The 16,628-nt window shown below is 66.2% G+C and carries 16 protein-coding genes; 2 read left to right on the top strand and 14 right to left on the bottom strand.

Going from position 1 to position 16,628, the window contains the following annotated elements; translation table 11 throughout:
• Positions 1 to 8: 8 nt before the first annotated feature.
• From ACZYSP_RS05325 to ACZYSP_RS05300, 6 genes are all read right to left on the bottom strand, one after another.
• On the bottom strand, positions 9 to 785 hold the full coding sequence (locus ACZYSP_RS05325) for a DeoR/GlpR family DNA-binding transcription regulator (RefSeq protein WP_093055693.1): 777 nt from the start codon (positions 783 to 785) through the stop codon (positions 9 to 11).
• Between the two features lie 133 nt (positions 786 to 918).
• Positions 919 to 3,108 (bottom strand): phosphocholine-specific phospholipase C, encoded by a 2,190-nt coding sequence (locus ACZYSP_RS05320; protein WP_093075086.1) that lies wholly within the window; start codon positions 3,106 to 3,108, stop codon positions 919 to 921.
• 37 nt (positions 3,109 to 3,145) lie between these two features.
• A complete protein-coding gene (locus tag ACZYSP_RS05315; protein WP_093055695.1) occupies positions 3,146 to 3,325 on the bottom strand; it encodes a hypothetical protein in 180 nt (59 codons plus the stop codon).
• 51 nt (positions 3,326 to 3,376) lie between these two features.
• Positions 3,377 to 5,413: a LamG-like jellyroll fold domain-containing protein gene (locus tag ACZYSP_RS05310; protein ID WP_093073353.1), complete on the bottom strand. Its 2,037-nt coding sequence runs from the start codon at positions 5,411 to 5,413 to the stop codon at positions 3,377 to 3,379.
• A gap of 284 nt (positions 5,414 to 5,697) precedes the next feature.
• On the bottom strand, positions 5,698 to 6,231 hold the full coding sequence (locus ACZYSP_RS05305) for an SRPBCC family protein (protein WP_093073355.1): 534 nt from the start codon (positions 6,229 to 6,231) through the stop codon (positions 5,698 to 5,700).
• A 34-nt stretch (positions 6,232 to 6,265) separates the two neighbouring features.
• A complete protein-coding gene (locus ACZYSP_RS05300; RefSeq protein WP_093055698.1) occupies positions 6,266 to 6,613 on the bottom strand; it encodes an ArsR/SmtB family transcription factor in 348 nt (115 codons plus the stop codon).
• A gap of 174 nt (positions 6,614 to 6,787) precedes the next feature.
• Between ACZYSP_RS05300 and bla the strand changes: the two genes are divergently transcribed.
• Positions 6,788 to 7,675: a class A beta-lactamase gene (gene bla / locus ACZYSP_RS05295; protein WP_093073357.1), complete on the top strand. Its 888-nt coding sequence runs from the start codon at positions 6,788 to 6,790 to the stop codon at positions 7,673 to 7,675.
• Here bla and ACZYSP_RS05290 read toward each other — a convergent pair whose 3' ends face one another.
• From ACZYSP_RS05290 to ACZYSP_RS05265, 6 genes are all read right to left on the bottom strand, one after another.
• The gene (locus tag ACZYSP_RS05290) at positions 7,676 to 8,545 is read right to left on the bottom strand and encodes an amidohydrolase family protein (RefSeq protein ID WP_371258792.1); all 870 of its coding nucleotides are present in this window, start codon (positions 8,543 to 8,545) and stop codon (positions 7,676 to 7,678) included. It lies immediately after the preceding gene.
• A gap of 45 nt (positions 8,546 to 8,590) precedes the next feature.
• Positions 8,591 to 9,025 (bottom strand): DUF3806 domain-containing protein, encoded by a 435-nt coding sequence (locus ACZYSP_RS05285; RefSeq protein ID WP_256216612.1) that lies wholly within the window; start codon positions 9,023 to 9,025, stop codon positions 8,591 to 8,593.
• A 17-nt stretch (positions 9,026 to 9,042) separates the two neighbouring features.
• Positions 9,043 to 9,957: a bestrophin family protein gene (locus tag ACZYSP_RS05280; protein ID WP_093073361.1), complete on the bottom strand. Its 915-nt coding sequence runs from the start codon at positions 9,955 to 9,957 to the stop codon at positions 9,043 to 9,045.
• Positions 9,958 to 9,996: 39 nt separating this feature from the next.
• On the bottom strand, positions 9,997 to 10,620 hold the full coding sequence (gene trhA / locus ACZYSP_RS05275; RefSeq protein ID WP_093073363.1) for a PAQR family membrane homeostasis protein TrhA: 624 nt from the start codon (positions 10,618 to 10,620) through the stop codon (positions 9,997 to 9,999).
• 28 nt (positions 10,621 to 10,648) lie between these two features.
• A complete protein-coding gene (locus ACZYSP_RS05270; protein ID WP_307615472.1) occupies positions 10,649 to 12,088 on the bottom strand; it encodes a glycerophosphodiester phosphodiesterase family protein in 1,440 nt (479 codons plus the stop codon).
• A 106-nt stretch (positions 12,089 to 12,194) separates the two neighbouring features.
• Positions 12,195 to 13,142: an AraC family transcriptional regulator gene (locus tag ACZYSP_RS05265; RefSeq protein WP_093073367.1), complete on the bottom strand. Its 948-nt coding sequence runs from the start codon at positions 13,140 to 13,142 to the stop codon at positions 12,195 to 12,197.
• 76 nt (positions 13,143 to 13,218) lie between these two features.
• On the opposite strand from ACZYSP_RS05265, the gene ACZYSP_RS05260 reads away from it, so the two are divergent.
• On the top strand, positions 13,219 to 14,037 hold the full coding sequence (locus ACZYSP_RS05260; protein ID WP_093073369.1) for an SDR family oxidoreductase: 819 nt from the start codon (positions 13,219 to 13,221) through the stop codon (positions 14,035 to 14,037).
• Between the two features lie 10 nt (positions 14,038 to 14,047).
• Here ACZYSP_RS05260 and ACZYSP_RS05255 read toward each other — a convergent pair whose 3' ends face one another.
• On the bottom strand, positions 14,048 to 14,818 hold the full coding sequence (locus ACZYSP_RS05255) for a class I SAM-dependent methyltransferase (protein WP_093073371.1): 771 nt from the start codon (positions 14,816 to 14,818) through the stop codon (positions 14,048 to 14,050).
• Positions 14,819 to 14,823: 5 nt separating this feature from the next.
• Positions 14,824 to 16,578 carry an IlvD/Edd family dehydratase gene (locus tag ACZYSP_RS05250; RefSeq protein ID WP_354336358.1) on the bottom strand — a complete coding sequence of 585 codons (1,755 nt, stop codon included), beginning with the start codon at positions 16,576 to 16,578 and terminating at the stop codon, positions 14,824 to 14,826.
• Positions 16,579 to 16,628 lie beyond the last annotated feature (50 nt).

Here is a 16,628-nt window from a genome sequence, read left to right as displayed (position 1 = left end):
GATGCGCCTCAGGCCACTATCACCCGCTCGCACGCCTTGCGCAGTGCCGACAGCCCCGGCAGTTCGCGCGCCTTGGCATCGGTGACCACCACGTCGATGTCCGTCGTCCGCGCATAGGTCACGCGGCTGGCCTGGCCGATCTTGGCGTGGTCGGCCAACAGCACCAGTTGCTGCGCCTGCTCGGCCATGGCGCGCGCCACGGTGGCCTCGTGGTGCTCGAAGCTCATCGCGCCATGCTTGGCGTGCAGCCCCACCGGCGACAGCAGCGCCACGTCGGCGCGGTAGCGGCGTATGGCCTCGACCGTGGTGTCGCCGCAGGTGGCCTGCGCCTTCACGTCGATCTGGCCGCCCAGCAGGATGGTCTGGTTGCCGGTGAGCCGGCCTTCGCCCGCGCCCGCGAACTTGAGCGCGATGTTCAGCGAGTTGGTGATGACCGTCATGCCGCTCAGCGTGCCGATCTCTTCCGCGCAGATCGACATGGTGCTGCCCGCGTCCATGAAGATGGTCTGCCCCGGCCGCAGTAGTGCGACGGCGGCCTTGGCAATGGCGCGCTTTTCGCGCTGGCGCGCCACCAGCCGCACCGCGAGCGGCGGCTCGGGCTCCGCCTTGATGGCAACGGCACCGCCATGCACGCGGCGCAGTTCGCCCAGGCCTTCGAGTTCGAGCAGGTCGCGGCGCACCGTTTCGCGCGACACCGTGAGGTCCTGCATGACGCGCTCGACGCTGAGTCGCGAGAAGGTGGCGAGCAGGCTGCGGATGCGCAGGAATCGTTCTTCTTGGAGCATGGAATGCCGGCGTAAAAAAGAAAAAGGGGCGGCGTCAGTGTGACAGCCGCCCCGGTTGCACGTGAACAGGCACAGGGGCCGTGCAATTGTGCCGGCCAATATCCCGATGCAGGTGCGTTGGCCCCGTCCGTTGTCAGAGATCGGCGAGGCCCATGGCCGGATCGCTCACCGAGTGCTTGCCGGTTTCGACGCGGCCGGCAAAGCGGCGATAGAAGGCCGGATCGGCATCGCAGGTAACGGCGAAGTCGTACCACTGGCCGCTGCTGGCCAGCACCCACAGTTGCTCGGCCTTGCCGCCGCCGTTCACCGTGGCGTTCCACGGGCCGTCGTCGCGGTAGGCCTTGGCGCGCACTGTGAACTTGCAGGCGCCACCACCGCCGTTGAGCATTTCCAGGTACACGTTGCCGTTTGCAATGTCGTAGCACACCTGCACTTCGGGGCTGGGTGCGCCACCGGCGCGAAGCCGGTTGAGGTCGCCCTTGAAGTGGCGGTGATAGCCGCTTGGCCCGAGCACCCAGAGGTCGTAGAAGCCGCTGTTGTCGGTCGTGGGGTTCCACGTGTCGTCGAGCGTCTTGCCGGGCTCGACCATGTAACGGCGCGGCAGGCGGTCGAGGTTGAGCTTGTCGTACACATGGAACACGGCCGCAGCCTTGCCGCTGTTCTTGAAGATCAGCCGCATCTGGCCCTTGATGACATCGGCGCGCGCGCTCGTGTGCAGCTCGTATGGCAGGGCGCGCGAGGGGCGTGTGCCGGTGGCCTGGCGCGGCAGTTGCGGGTCGAGCGGCAACGCCACTTGCGCCAGGGCCTGCTGGTCGGCACGCAGCTTGTCGGCGTCAGCCTTGGTCGTGCGTCCCGTCAGCGTGGGAAGTGCTTCCGTGTTGGGCGTGGCGAAGTTGAATGCGCTGGTGAGGTCGCCGCACACTGCGCGGCGGAACGGCGAGATGTTGGGCTCCTTCACGCCGAAGCGTGCCTCGATGAAGCGGATCACCGAGGTGTGGTCGAAGGCCTGCGAATTGACCCAGCCGCCGCGGCTCCATGGCGAGACGATATACATCGGCACGCGTACGCCGGGGCCGTACACACGGCCATCAGGTGCGGGCTGGCCGCTGGTGCCCGGCGGCTTCGGGTGCGTGAAGCGCTCCACGGCGAGGTCGGCCTCGGGCAGCGTGGTCTTGCCGGCCATCGAGCCGTCGGGGTTGAGCGAGGGCGCGGCCGGCGAGGGGTAGTGGTCGAAGTAGCCGTCGTTCTCGTCGAAGTTGATGAGCAGCACGGTCTTGCTCCACACGTCCGGCACGGCGGTGAGCGCGTCCAGCGTTTCCTGGATGTACCAGCCGCCCTGCACCGGGCTCGAGGGGCCGGGGTGCTCGGAGTAGGCCGCGGGCGCAACGATCCACGACACCTTCGGCAGCTTGCCGTTCTTGATGTCCTGGCGGAACTGCTCGAGGAAGCCGCCGTCGGGCATGGTGTTGGCAATGCCCTTGTAGAGCGGGTTGCCGGCGTCGTCGCTGGCCGGGTCGTAGGCGGGCGACGGGCCGTCGTTGCTCACCGGCTTGCCCGAATCCTCGTTGGCCTTGCGGTACTGCTTGAAGCCGGCCAACGGGTTGTCGGTGAAGTTGTCCGGCAGGCTCTGGTAGATGATCCAGCTGACCTTGGCTTCCTGCAGCCGCTCGGGGTAGGTCTTCCACTCGTAGCCGGTGGTGGACGGGCCGATGTCGTCCCATTCGTTGTTGACGGTGGCCACGTTGGCGCCCGTGGGGCCGTTGGTGCCGGTCCAGTGGAACATGCGGTTCGAGTTGGTGCCCGTATGCATGCTGCAGTGGTAGTCGTCACACAGCGTGAAGGCATTGGCCAGCGCGAACTGGAACGTTACTTCGGCCTCCTTGAAGTAGCCCATCGACGCATTGGTCTTGTAGCGCGGCCATTGGTAGGCGCGCCCGCCGTCCCAGGCGTTCTGGCCGTCGCTCCAGGAGTGGGGGGTACCGCTCACGCGTTGTGCGTTGCCTTTGCGGCTGTCGAGGTGGTAGGGCAGGATAGGTTTGCCGCTGGCATCGCTTTGCTGCCACACGTTCAAGCCCTTTGGCAGCGGAATGGTGAAGCGGTCGCCGAAGCCCCGCACACCCATCAGCGTGCCGAAGTATTGGTCGAACGAACGGTTCTCCTGCATCAGGATCACGATGTGCTCGACGTCCTGGATGGTGCCGGTCTTGTTGTTGGCCGGAATGGCGAGCGCGCGGCGGATGCTCGGCGGAAAGGCCGAGAGCGCAAGGGCGGCGGCGCCGGTCGTGGCCGTGCCGGTGAGGAATTTGCGACGTGAGTTCGTCATGGGCTTGTTGTTTTGGTTGGACATGGTTCGGCGGGGCTCAGGGTGCGCAGCTCTTCACGGGGGCAACGCCGGTGTCGGGTTGCGTGGGCGTGGTGGGGGGCGTCGGTGTGCCGCCGACGAAGCCGCCGCCACCTCCGCTGCCGCCGCAGGCGGAAAGGGCGCAGGCCAGAACGAGCGCGGGCACGAGGCGCGCGCAAAGAAGGGTTTGAACTTGCATGGTTTGATCCTCTGGAATCGTTGTTGTCTTGGGGCTCGGGGGTGATTGGGGTCAGGGCAGCGTCGACAGCGGCGTGCCCGACTTGAAGATGCTGGTCAGCTCGTCGTTCGTGAGCGAGCGGTTCCAGATCGCGAAGTCGTCGAAGTCCATGGCGCCGCGCGGCGAAGAGGTTTCGCGCTGGTAGTAGAGGCCGGTGCCGTCCTCGTTCAGGCCCAGGCCGTTGCCCAGGCCGCCGAGCTTGTCGACCAGCGCGCTGGTGATGGCGGTGCTGTTGGTCTGGATGCCCCTGACGGGGTCCATCACGTAGCCCTTCATCGTGAGTGCGGCCTTGTCGATCACCACCGCCACGTAGGCCCACTGGCCAGCGCTCAGGCTGTAGCCGTTGCTGTCGGCGCGTGCGCTGCCCGTGCCTACGTTGAAGCGGATCTCGCAGCTGCCGAACAGCCCGATGGCCAGACCCGCGTTGCCGCCGGTGGTGTAGTTCTTGTTGCCGATCACCGTGCCGCCGTTGCTCACGCCCTGGCTGCAGGTGTTGTCGGTGCGCATCCAGAAGCCGATGGTGAAGGCCGTGACCGCCGGGTTGGTGGTTACGTCGCTGTTCTGCACCAGGCGATAGCCGGCCATGCCACTGGCGTTCTTCACGGTGCTGTCGACGCGCAGCGCCTTGGCCTTGTTGGGTGCCGGGAAGCTGTCGTCGACCAGCGTGCCGCCGTTGGCGTCGGCAGCCCAAGGGGCGAGCGTGGAGGCACTCTTCGCATCGACTGCAGGCAGGGCGTTGAGCGGGTAGTAGTTGACCAGCCCGTTCACCAGCGTGGGAGCGAGCGTCACCGGCGGTTCCGGCGGTACCGGCTTGACGTAGGCGATCTGCGCGGTGAGCGCCACGGTGACCTCGTTGGCGACGACCGCGTACTGGAAGGTGTACAGCCCGTCGCTCTCGGCGACGATGGGGCCGACGTAGGCAGTCGAGCCGGCGGGCAGCGTAGCCACCAGCTTGCCGTCGCGCAGCACCTGCACTGGCGCGGTCGTGGTGCCGGCGAGCGTCCACGACAGCTCGATGCTGCGCTTGTCCGCACCCGTCTTCGCCGAGAGGCCGCGCAGCGACGTGGCCGCCTGCAGGGCCTGGCCGTTGAAGCGGTAGTCGGCGGCCGCGGGCAGCGCGCCGAGGTGACGCAACACGGTCGGCGCGATGTCGGTGGCGGCCGAAAGTGCGAGCAGGCTTGCGTCAGCAGGAGCGGTCGTGCCGACGCCGGCTTGCGCCGCGAGCGTTTTGTTGCTCGCGATGAAGATGGTCTTGTTGTCGTTGTCCTGCAGGCCGGTTGCACCGCCGAAGGTGTCGAGGCCGTGGCTGGTCGTGAGGATCACGAGCCAGTCTTCCTTCGGATCGTTGGCAGTGCGCTGCGCGATGCGCGCCAGCAACTGGCCCACGCCGGCGGCGGTGTCGGCGATCGCGCGCTGGTACGCGTCGCTCTTCAGGCCGCTGCTTGCCGCCGCGCCCGGTGCGCCGTACTGCGCGACCAGCAGGTCGTAGCCCGTGTCGATGAGTTGCGCGGTGCGGTCGGTGACGCAGGTGTCGGCGCCGGCGCAGTCGATTGCGCTGTCGAGCGTGCCGGTTTCGTTCGACAGCAGCAGCGGATAGAGCGCGCTTGCGGTGACGGAAGCTGTCTTGTAGGCGGTCGTCTTGTTCTGCCTGGCGAGCGCGAAGACCGAGGGCGCGAGCTTGACGTCGATGCGCTGGTCGTTCGTGTCCCAGCGCACGCCGTGGCGCTGCGCCCATGTGCCGGTCAGCAGCGTGGCCCAGCCCGGGCCGTCGGTGGTGCGCTGTTCGCTCAGCGTGCCGTTGGCGCCGCCGGTCCATGCCGGTGCAACGCGCAGCGACTGCAATGCCGGCACCTTGTTCTGTGCCATGGCGTCGCGAAGCGCCGCATGCGTGAGGCCGTCGATCTCGACGACGAGTGCCTTGGGCCCGCTCTTGCCCTGGTTGACTGTCGGCGCCGGGTTGCTTCCGCTACCAGGCGACGGTGTGCCGATGGGTGGGAAGCCGTTGCCGCTACCTCCACCGCAAGCGGTAAGAAGCAGCAGGGCGCACATGCTTGTTCCTGCCCATGCGCGGCGCGTGTTCATTCCTCTGATCATGTTTCCCTCGAAGTTCTGAGACGCATATCCCGCGGCTGCGCCGAAGGAACGTGGGTGTCTTTCTGTTCTTGTGCAAATTAAGTTATTTACAACAAAACACACAAATACTCTTAATGCCTCAGATGCTGAGGTTCTCAGGTGACAACGGTTTGACAATCCCCGCGAACGCCAACGCCCAAAAGAAACGGGGCCCGAAGGCCCCGCGTGAGAGAAATGAAAGGAGGAACGTGCTGCTTCAGTCAGCGAATCTGCGCTTCGTAGTCTTTCTCGAGCGCTGCGTGGTTCGTCCAGAAGCCCTGTGGCTTGCGCCCCGCCAGCACCTCGATGAGCACATCGACGTGCGCATGCCACCCGCCCGCCACGCTGACCATGTCCTTGCGGCTTGCCAGCCGGCGATGCGTGAGCACGAGCTGCGTGGTGTTGCCCTGCGGCTTGAGCTCGAAGGTGACTTCCGACGGCGCCGGGCCTTCGTCCCAGCTGATCGTGAGCAGCGTCGGCGCTTCCATGCGCACCAGCCGCGACTTCTGCACGATGGGCTGGCGGCATTCGGCGTAGCGATCAGGGGCCACCTCGCCGGTGAGTTCGGTATGGTTGAAGCGCAGGTCGAACATCTCGCCCGGTTTCTGCGCCATGGTGCCGCCGGCAAGCCAGGTGGCGCGCTTGTCGGGGTCGGTCAGGTAGGCCCACACGCGCTCGATGGGGGCGGGCAGGGTGCGCTCCATGCGCAGGGTGCCGGGGTCGACCTTCTGGCCGAGGCTGTGCTTGATCGTCATGGGTATGTGCTCCTTGTGAATGAAGAAGGGGAGATCACTTGCGCGATTTCTCTTCGCGCCGCAGTTCCTGCTCCAGCGCGTCGAGACGGTTGTTCCAGAAGCCTTCGTAGTAGCGCAGCCAGGCATCTGCCGTGGCCAGTGCTGCGGGCTCCAGCCGGCAGACGTGCGCGCGGCCCTGCACGGTGCGTGATACCAGGCCCGCGCGCTCCAGCGTCTTCACGTGCTTGGACGCCCCCGCGAAGGACATGCGAAACGGCGCACCGAGTTCGCCCACGCTGCATTCGCCGTGGGACAGCAACTGCAGCATGGTGCGGCGCGTGCTGTCGGCCAGGGCGTGGAATACGGCGTCGAGCCGTTCGTCTGCGAGTTCTAGTTCAACCATGAGGTTGAATATAGGCATTTCCAGATCAGTATTCAACTATATGGTTGAATAAACCTTGCCGTTACAGCGGATACACCCGGGACGCACAACGCCGTCCGGAGGCTGGAACGACGAGGGTGCCGCTCCTAGGATTCGCTTCGTACCATCCACTCGACCAAAGAAAGAGAAAACGAAATGAACCCTCTAGTCCAGCGCCGAAGCCTGCTGCTTGCCGCCTCCGTCTTGCCGCTCGCCAGCGCATGCACTGCGTGGTCTGGTACGGCATCGCAGTCTTCGGCTGAAGCGCAGCTCGCCGCGCTCGAAAGTGCCTCGGGCGGCCGCCTGGGCGTGGTCGGCTTCCACACCGGCAGCGGCGCGCGCATCCAGCACCGGCCGCACGAACGCTTTCCGCTGTGCAGCACCTTCAAGCTGATGCTGGCCGCGGCCGTGCTCGAACGCAGCACCAAGGACAGCGGCCTGCTGTCGAGGAACATCAGCTACAGCAAGGCGGATCTGGTCGCCTATTCGCCGATCACCGAGAAGCACATTGCCACCGGCATGACCGTGGCCGCGATGTGCGCCGCCACCGTCCAGTACAGCGACAACGCGGCCGCCAACCTGCTGCTGAAGGTGCTGGGTGGCCCGCCCGCCGTTACCGCCTTTGCGCGCGGCATCGGCGACCAGGCCTTCAGGCTCGACCGTACCGAGCCCGAGCTCAACACCAGCATCCCCGGCGACCCGCGCGACACCACCACGCCCGCGGCCATGGCCGACAGCGTGCAGCGGCTGGCGTTGGGCGATGCGCTGGGCACTGTGCAGCGCGACCAGCTGCAGACCTGGCTGCTGGGCAACACCACGAGCACAGAGCGCTTTCTGGCGGGCGTGCCGGCCGGCTGGAAGGTGGGGGACAAGACCGGATCGGGCTCGTATGGCTCCACGAACGATGTCGGCGTGCTGTGGCCGCCGGCCGGTGCACCGATCGTGCTGTCGGTCTACCTGACCTTTCCGCAGAAGGACGCGAAGGGGCGCAACGATGTCATTGCGTCGGCGACGCGCATTGCGGTGGCCGCGCTGGCAGGCTGATCAGCGAAGGTCGAACAGCGCGGCGGCGTTGCCCCAGGCGATGCGTTGCGCTACGTCGGCCGGCAGATCGCCGAGCCAGGTGCGGTAGCCGCGCATCGTCTCGTCGTAGGCGCTCCAGCGCTGGTTGACCCAGGTGTCGGAGCCGACCATGAAGCGACCCGGGTACTTGAGGATCAGCGCACGCCATTCGGGGCACAGCCTGCCGCCTTCGCAGGTCAGCCCCGGGCGGTACGAGAGCTCACCCATCAGCAGCGGATAGCGCTCCAGCAGCGCCTGTACCCGTTCGACCGGTGGGCCGCCGATGCCGGTGTGGGCCCAGATCAGGCGCAGGGCCTGGCCCTTCGATGGCGCGTTTGCCATCAGCAGGTCGATTGCCACGTCGTCGACGTGCGCAAGCACCGCGAGCTTGCGCTGCTCAGCCAGCGCTATCAGCTTCTTCGCCACGGGGCCGTTGGCATCGGCGCTGTCGTACAGGTGGAATTCCCCGAGTCCGCGATAGGGTCCGCTCGCGGTGCCGCGCGCAAGCTCGGTCTGCACCATCTCGTAGATGGTCTCGTCGCGGAACCAGTTGGTGTAGTCGTCGCGGTTGCGGTACAGGCGCACGAAGGGCACGACCGTCACGCCCGCGGCGCGTGTCTCGCGCGCTGCGGCCAGGGTCTGCGTGCCAGCGTTGGGGCGCGAATTGGCAATGATCGCCTTGACGTTGTTGCGCTGTATGCGCGCGAGCGCCTCGGCGGGCGGGTAAGGGCCGGTGTTGCCGTCCCAGGCTTCCTGGTTGTAGTGCAGGTGCGTGTCGAACAGCGGGCCTGCGTAAGCCGGGGCCTGTCCGTAGGCGCTGGGCGCGATGGTCGTGCAGGCGGCCACAAGCATGGCGGCGATTGGCGCGATGGTTTTCATGCGGTGCTTCGAGCCAGATCAGGCATCCGGGTAGTGCTCGGCCAACACCTCGCGAACGGTTTCCTGCAGCCCCTCGAACATCTCCGTGACGTTGACTGCCTTGCCGTCCTCGATCCGCTTGGAGATCATGGTCTTGGGAAACAGCAGGAGCGAGGTCTGCTTGTACCGGAGCGCGGGGTCCCGTCCGTACTCGTCCTCGACCATCCACCAGTCGAAATCGGTACGAGTGCTGATGAACACTTTGCCGAATGCGAGGCCCAGCGCCTGAAGGGAGTAGGTGGCTTCAGGCTCGACGAGCTTCGAGTCGATGACTTTCTGCAGTGCGGCGAGGTCTGTCCTTGTACCGGTCAACTCGTGACCGCTGGCTTCGGACACCAGCTCCGACGCGTGCATGAGCTGGGTGGCAATGGCCCGAAGGTCCGACTTAGCGGGGGAAACGATCTTTTGTTCCATGGCGCGAGTATTCCCTCTCAGGTTTGCATGTACTTGTCGGATCTTGACTCTGTCGGCATCGGCTGCGGCTCGCCGATCATCTCGCGCAAGGTCGATTCGATCGTGCGGGACATTGCGTCCAGCGCAAGGTCGTTCGGCGAGGTGCCGAAGGGGTCTTCGATCTCGGCGCCGAGTGCTTCGAGCGCGAAGAAGGTGTAGGCGATGAACGCGACCACCACCGGCGTCATGGGGCCGATGGCGTCCACCAGGCCGAAGGGCAGCAGCACGCAGTACAGGTAGATCGTGCGGTGGATGATGACCGAGTAGGTGAACGGAATCGGCGTGCCCGCGATGCGCTCGCATCCGCCCAGCGCTTCGGTCAGGCGGCCCAGCGGAATTTCCATGGCCTGCGCGAGCGTCGGGTCGAGATGGCCGCCCCTCCGTTTGTCCCGCAGCCATTCGCCGACCATCAGCAGGAGAACGGCCGGCTTGAAGCGCGCGGCCTGCAGGCGGGCGCAGTCTTCGGGCGACAGCAGCCGCGCGAGGTCGGCCGAGGGATCGGTGCCGCGCAACTGGTGGCGCAGAGCATGCACGAAGGCGATGAGGCGAAGCGTCGGCTTGCCTGCCTCGGCGGGCGCATCGGCCAGCGTCAGCACCTGCCGCACCAGCGAGCGGGTTTCATTGAGCAGCGTGCCCCACAGGGTGCGCGCCTCCCAGTAGCGCGAATAGCTCGTGCCGTTGCGAAAGCCAAGGAAGATGGCCAGCGTCAGGCCGATGAGCGAGAAGGGCACGAAATTGAGCGGCACCTTCCACTGGAACAGCCGGCCGTGAAGCACCGTCACCAGCACCGCGAAGGCGGTGGTCCACAGGAGCTGCGGCGCTATGTCCAGCAGGACCGAGCCGCGCCACACGAAGAGCATGCGCAGCCAATGAGGGCGGGGTCGGACGATCATCGGTCGGCGATTATCCCCGCACGACCGGGCCGCGGGCCCCTACAGCACGAACCAGCCCACCGCCACGTAGTGGCTCGCAGTGCCTGCCAGCACGAACAGGTGCCACGCACCGTGCGCGTGCCGGAAGCCTTGCCTGTTGCGATAGAACACGGTACCCGCCGTGTAGAGCACGCCGCCGATCAGCAGCCATGCGAGCCCCGCGCCGTCGAGCCGCGCGGCCAGCGGCACGGCGGCCAGCACGCCGAGCCATCCCATTCCGATGTACAGCGCCAGCGAGGGCTTCTTCGCCCCGCCGCCCTTGGCCGGCATCAGCTCGCGCCAGATGCCGAAGAGCGCCGCGCCCCAGATCGTCGCCAGCAGCAGCCAGCCCCATGGGCCTTGCAGCGTGACCAGCGCAAAGGGTGTGTAGGTGCCGGCGATCAGCAGGTAGATGGCGCAGTGGTCGGCACGCTCCCACATGCGCTTGAGCCGCCCGCGCGTGCTGTGGAAGAGGGTGGAGGCCGCATACAGGGCCACGGCCGAGAGTGAGAACACCAGCGCTCCCGCGATGCGCGCGGGGTCGCCGGTGGGCAAGGTCTTGGCGAGCAGCAACGCCGTTGCAGGCAGCGCGAGCAGCAGGCCCAGCAGGTGGCTGTATCCGTTGAGTCGTTCTCCGGGGTACATCGTGCTGGCTGCCTTTCGCCGTTCTGCCTCAGCGGCCCGTTTCCTTCAGGTACGTCTTGCGCGCCGCGAACGCCGTGTTCGCGAAGTCCGAGAACACGCCGTCGATGCCGGCGCGGAAGTACGCCAGGTACTCGGCTGTCGGGTCGCCCTTGTAGATGCCGGCCAGGTACTTCGCCTCGTTGCGGAAGGTGTAGCTGTGCACGAACAGGCCGGCCTTGTGCGCGTCGGCGATCAGGCTGGTGGGCTTGATGGTGTTCACGTCGGCCAGGCCCTTGTTGGGCGTGACGAAGGGCACGATGGTGTGGGCCATGACCTGCGGCTTCCACGGGCCGATGCCGTCGGCATAGGTCTTCACGTCGGCCAGGCCCGCGGGCGTGAGCATCTCGCCGAACCACTTGGGGTTGCCGGCCAGCGTCCAGCTGTAGGGGCGGCCGTCGACGAAGGTGTAGACGTCCTTGGTGACGTAGATCATCTCGCCAGTCTGGTAGTTGACGTCGTTGCCGTCCACCAGTTGCACGGCGCGGGCCTTCATGCCGGCCGAGCGCAGGTACTTCAGGCTCTCGGGCTCGAAGCTCTGCACGAAGATCGGCGCGTCTTTCCGGTTCAGATCGTTGAAGTTCATGATCTTCAGCAGCGCGTCTTCGAGCGGATGGCTGCCAGCAGGGCCGCAGCCGTTGGCAATGGCCTGCGCGTTGTTCCAGATCGGGTTCTTGGTTTCCGGGTACACGGTGAGCGTGCGGCCGGTGGAGGCGCTCTTGGCCTTGGCGATGTCGATCACTTCCTGGAAGCTCAGGATCGGCAGCTTGCCGTTGAGGTCGGTGGGGCGCTGGTCCTTGGCGTCGTAGGTGGTGCCGCGGATCCACTGGCGCAGCTCGTCCATCGTGAAGTCGGTGATGGACCAGTCGTTGGTGTGGTCCTCGCCGTCGACGATGAGCGACTTGAGCACCGACTTCGGATCGCTCGGGTCGGTCAGGTCGCTCAGGTACTGGGCCGGGCCGTTGGCCTCGATGGCCGGGTACTTCACGTCGACCAGCACGCCGGGCACGGTGCGCTTGCGGCCCGCAACGGTGGTGTTGGTCGCGGCGACGTCGGCGATGTTGGTGTTGTCGCTGAGCCAGGGGTTGTGACGTGCGACGAGCACGCAGTCCTTGGTGAGGTGCAGGTCGGTCTCGAGCGAATCGGCGCCGGCATCGGCCGCGGCTTCGTAGGCGACCTTGGTTTCTTCGGGGTACAGCCCCGGCAGGCCGCGATGGCCGATGACCAGGGGCACGGAGCCGTCGAGCGTGCCCAGCGGTGCGGGGGCAGGGGGAGCCGGGGCGGGTGCGGGCGCCGGTGCCGGCGGGAGGACCGGGAACGAGACACCTCCGTCGTTGCCGCCACCACAGGCGGCTATCACGAGGCAGCCACCGATGGTTGCGATGGCGGCGCGAACCGGGCGGGGCGCGGGCGCGGGAACGTTCTTTTTCATGTGAAGTTTTCGAATATTTGTTGAAAGAGAAACGAAAGCCGCCGGATGCTAGGTTTGCCCCGTGACGGGACAGTGACCAGCGAGTGCCCGCTGACGAGCCCTGAAATCACGCAGGCGCGTTGGTGCGACCAGTGCGTGCGAACGTGCTTGGAGACAGCCCCACCGAGCGGCTGAAGGCAGTGCTGAACGCGCTTGCCGACTGATAGCCGATTGCATGCGCGACCTCTCCAAGCGAAAGACCGTTATGCCACAGCATGTCCTTGGCCAGAGCCATCCGCCATCGCAGCACGTACTCCATCGGGGGCACACCAAGAATCTGTGTGAAGCGGGCGGCAAATGCGGCGCGCGACATTCCGACTTTCTTTGCGAGATCCTCGATGGTCCAGCGCCGTGCCACGTCCTCGTGAATAAGCCGCAGCGCATCCGCCATTCGCGCATTTGCCAGGCCCGCCAGGAGCCCGGAAATCGGCGCGTCGTCTTGTGTCGGCCGCCAGCGCAGGGCCTCGATCAGCATGATCTCGACAAGGCGCGTCAGGATGGCGTCGCCACCGGGTCTTGGCGTCGTGTTCTCTTCATCGATGGCGCGCGCAATCCACGTCAAGCGCGCCGCTCCGCTGTCAGCGGCCTTGATGTGGACCACTGTCGGCAGGAGCCCCACCAGCAGCGGGGCACTCGTCGGGTCGAACAGGAAGTAGCCGCCGAGCATCCTGACTGCCGCCTCGTCACCCTGGGTGCCATGGCGGATCTCTCCCGCCGGGCTGGCATCTGCGATGCGCATCGTGGGGCGATCCATGGCCTCGAGGTCGCTGCCCATCCGGAAGCCGGGCGTTGCCGGCAGCAAGACGTAGTCCCCGGGTTCCATCAGGAAGGGCTCAGCCGAGTCCAGGCTCAGCCAGCACGAGCCTTTCAGCATCAGGCAGAAGCTGGGCTGTCCGTAGTTCGGGTATTGCACTGCCCAGCTACCCGCGCCGCTGACGAACTTCGACAGAACGGTTCGTGGACGGAGCAAAGCCACGATGGAAGCCAGTGGGTCAGCGTTTAGACGATCGCGCATGAAATCGAGATTAGGCGGGATGGATCGTCTTGGTCAAGAACCCTAGCATCGGACCGATCTTCAAAGGACATCGAACATGAAAACTGTACTTATCACTGGCTGCTCTTCGGGTTACGGCAAAGCCACGGCAGAGCATTTCCTCAAGCAAGGCTGGAACGTCGTCGCGACGATGCGCAAACCGGATCCGGCGTTTCTGGGTGAGCCTTCGCAGCGCTTGCGCGTGGTCCAGCTCGACGTGACGAACAACGACAGCATCGTGCAAGCCATTGGCCAAGGCATCGCCGCCTTCGGCAAGATCGATGTGCTGGTGAACAACGCGGGAATCGGCTTGTTCTCGGCCTTCGAGGTGACGCCAATGGAAACCGTGCGCGAGGTGTTCGAGACCAACACCTTCGGCGTCATGGCAATGACCCAGGCCATGATTCCGCTCATGCGCGAGCGCGGGGAAGGGGCCATCGTCAACGTGACCTCCAGCGTCTGCTTCGCCGGCATGCCGATGGTTGCGCCCTACGCGGCGAGCAAGTTCGCCATCGAAGGGTTCACCGAGGCCCTGTTCTTCGAACTCGAATCCATTGGTGTGCACGTCAGGCTCGTGGAGCCCGGCTATGGTCCCGGGACGGCCTTCACGGCAAACGGCATGGACCGCATGAACGGCTTGATCTCGCCGCCGTACCAGGCGTATGCAGGGCAGCTCATGGCGCAGTTCGGGACTGCCGGCGCGGTGACGACTCCGGATCAGGTCGCGGCGGCCGTCTTCGCTGCTGCTACGGAAGAGTCGGAAGCGCTGCGCTTCCCGGCCGGACCGGACAGTGCCCATTTGGCCAATGCACGGTGGAACAGCACCGACGAGCAATTCCTGACGGGAATGCGGTCGATGCTGCGCATGAAGAGGTGAGTCGAGGCGCTCAGGGCCGCGTACCCACCAGCACCGGCTGGAAGAACGCGCCGTCGATGCGCCGAACGTTCTGCAGCCCCGCTTCTTGCATGAGCTCGCTCAGCCGCGTCGTCGATATGGCGTAGTAGCGCGATCGCATCACGCGCGTGCTCACTGCGTGCGTGGCGAGGTCTTCCGTGACGAAGAAGAAGCCAAGGTCGTAGTGCTCGCCCGTGCCTCCGTCATCGAAATCCCAGACCTGGAACAGCACATGGCGTTGGCCGTTCTCCACGCGCGCGCCGTAGTGCTTCACGATGTTGCTGCCGCGCTCTTCCTTCGCGTAGTCGCGCACGCTGACGACGCAGCCGCCGCCGGGGCGCAGGCAGGCGGTCATCTGGCGCAGGGCGGTCCGCAGGTCGGCGTCGGTCTGCAGATGCGGCATCGAGTTGTCGCACGACATCACGATGTCGAAGCCGCTGCCGTGATGCGTGTGCGCTTCGCGCATGTCGCACACCGAGAAAGCGATGTCGAGGCCGCGCAGTTTCGCTTCATGCCGCGAGCGTTCGATCTCGTTGGCCGACAGGTCGGAGGCCGTCACCACGTGGCCGAGTGCCGCGAGCCCGAGCGCTTGCGTGCCAATGCCGCACGACACGTCGAGCACTTTGCGATGCGCGCCACCACCGGGCCATTCGGCCTCGATGAGTTGCGAGAGCTTGTCGCCCTGCAGGCGGATGCTCTCGTTCCAGTCCGGATAGATCAGGTGATAGAGCGGTGCGAGCTCGTCGTAGAAATCGTCGGTCATGCGCTTTATCGTGGCACCTTGCCCACGGTGTTCGGCGCGCGAAGAAAGTCGAAGTCCACGCCCTTGTCGGCCTGCATCACGGTCTGCAGGAACAGCTTCTTGTAGCCGCGCTCGGCGGTGGGTTCGACCACCGTCGTCTCTTCCGCTCGGCGCGCCAGTTCTTCGTCCGTCACCAGCAGTGAGATCTCGCGCTTGGCCACGCTGAGCCTGATGCGGTCGCCGCTGCGCACATACGCCAGCGGCCCGCCGATGGCCGACTCGGGCGTCACGTGCAGCACGATGGTGCCGAAGGCGGTGCCGCTCATGCGACCGTCGGAGATGCGCACGATGTCTTTCACGCCGGCGCGCGCGAGCTTGCGTGGAATGGGGATGTAGCCCGCCTCGGGCATGCCAGGCGCCCCCTTGGGGCCGATGTTTTTGAGCACCAGCACGTCTTGCGGCGTGACGTCGAGCGCGTCGCTGTCGATGCGCTGCACCAGGTCTTCGGCGTTCTCGAAGACCACGGCGCGGCCCTCGTGCTCCATCAGCGCCGGGTCGGCGGCCGATTGCTTGATGATCGCGCCGCCTGGCGCCAGGTTGCCCCACAGCACCGCGATGCCGCCCTGCGGATAGATCGGCTGGCTGGCGGGCCGCACCACGTCCTGCCTGAAGCCTGGCCCTGCGCGCTCGATTTCCTCGCCCAGTGTGCGGCCCGTGACCGTGAGTGCATCGAGGTGCAGCAGCGGCTTGAGTTCGCGCAGCAGTGTGGCCATGCCGCCGGCGGCGTGGAAGTCTTCCATGTAGTGCTGGCCCGAGGGCTTCAGGTCGAGCAGCACCGGCGTTTCGCGGCCCATGCGGTCGAGCGCGAGCAGGTCGATGTCCAGGCCCATGCGGCCGGCAATGGCCGCGAGGTGCACGATGCCGTTGGTCGAACCGCCGATGGCCAGCAGCACGCGCATCGCGTTCTCGAAGGCGGCGGGGGTCAGCACCTTGTCGATGGTGAGGCGGTCGCGCGCGATCTGCACGGCCTGCGCGCCGGTCTGCTCGGCAATGCGGATGCGGTCGGCCGTTACGGCTGGCGGCGAGGCGCCGCCCGGCATCGTCATGCCCAGCGCCTCGGCAATGCAGGCCATGGTGCTGGCCGTGCCCATCACCGAGCAGGTGCCCACGCTCGCGACCAGCTGGTTGTTGACGTCGGCGGTTTCCTCGGCGTCGATCTCGCCCGCGCGATACCTGCCCCAGTAGCGCCGGCAGTCGGTGCAGGCGCCCACGCGTTCGCCGCGGTGGCTGCCCGTGAGCATCGAGCCGGTGATGAGCTGGATCGACGGCAGGCCGGCGGAGGCCGCGCCCATGAGCTGCGCCGGTACGGTCTTGTCGCAGCCGCCGATGAGCACTACGGCGTCCATGGGCTGCGCGCGCACCATCTCCTCGGTGTCCATCGACATCAGGTTGCGCAGGTACATGCTGGTCGGCGCGGCGAAGCTCTCGTGCACCGAGATGGTCGGAAAGTCCATCGGCAGGCCGCCCGCGAGCATCACGCCGCGCTTGACGGCCTCAATGAGTTGAGGCGCATTGCCATGGCAGGGGTTGTAGGCGCTGCCGGTGTTGGCGATGCCGACCACGGGGCGATCGAGCGCCGCATCGGTGTAGCCCGCGCCCTTGATGAAGGCCTTGCGCAGGAAGAGCGAGAAGCCGCGGTCGCCATAGCTGGTCAGGCCCTTGCGCATGCCCGCGTTGCTGTTGTCGGTGTTGTCGTCGGGCTCGAAGGGAGATTCGGACATGGGACGTGGTTTTGTTGTTCGTCGGAACTGGTATTTGACTCGCTGACAGC

This window comes from Variovorax sp. F042, assembly GCF_057814215.1.
This window is presented reverse-complemented; position numbering and strand designations above follow the sequence as displayed.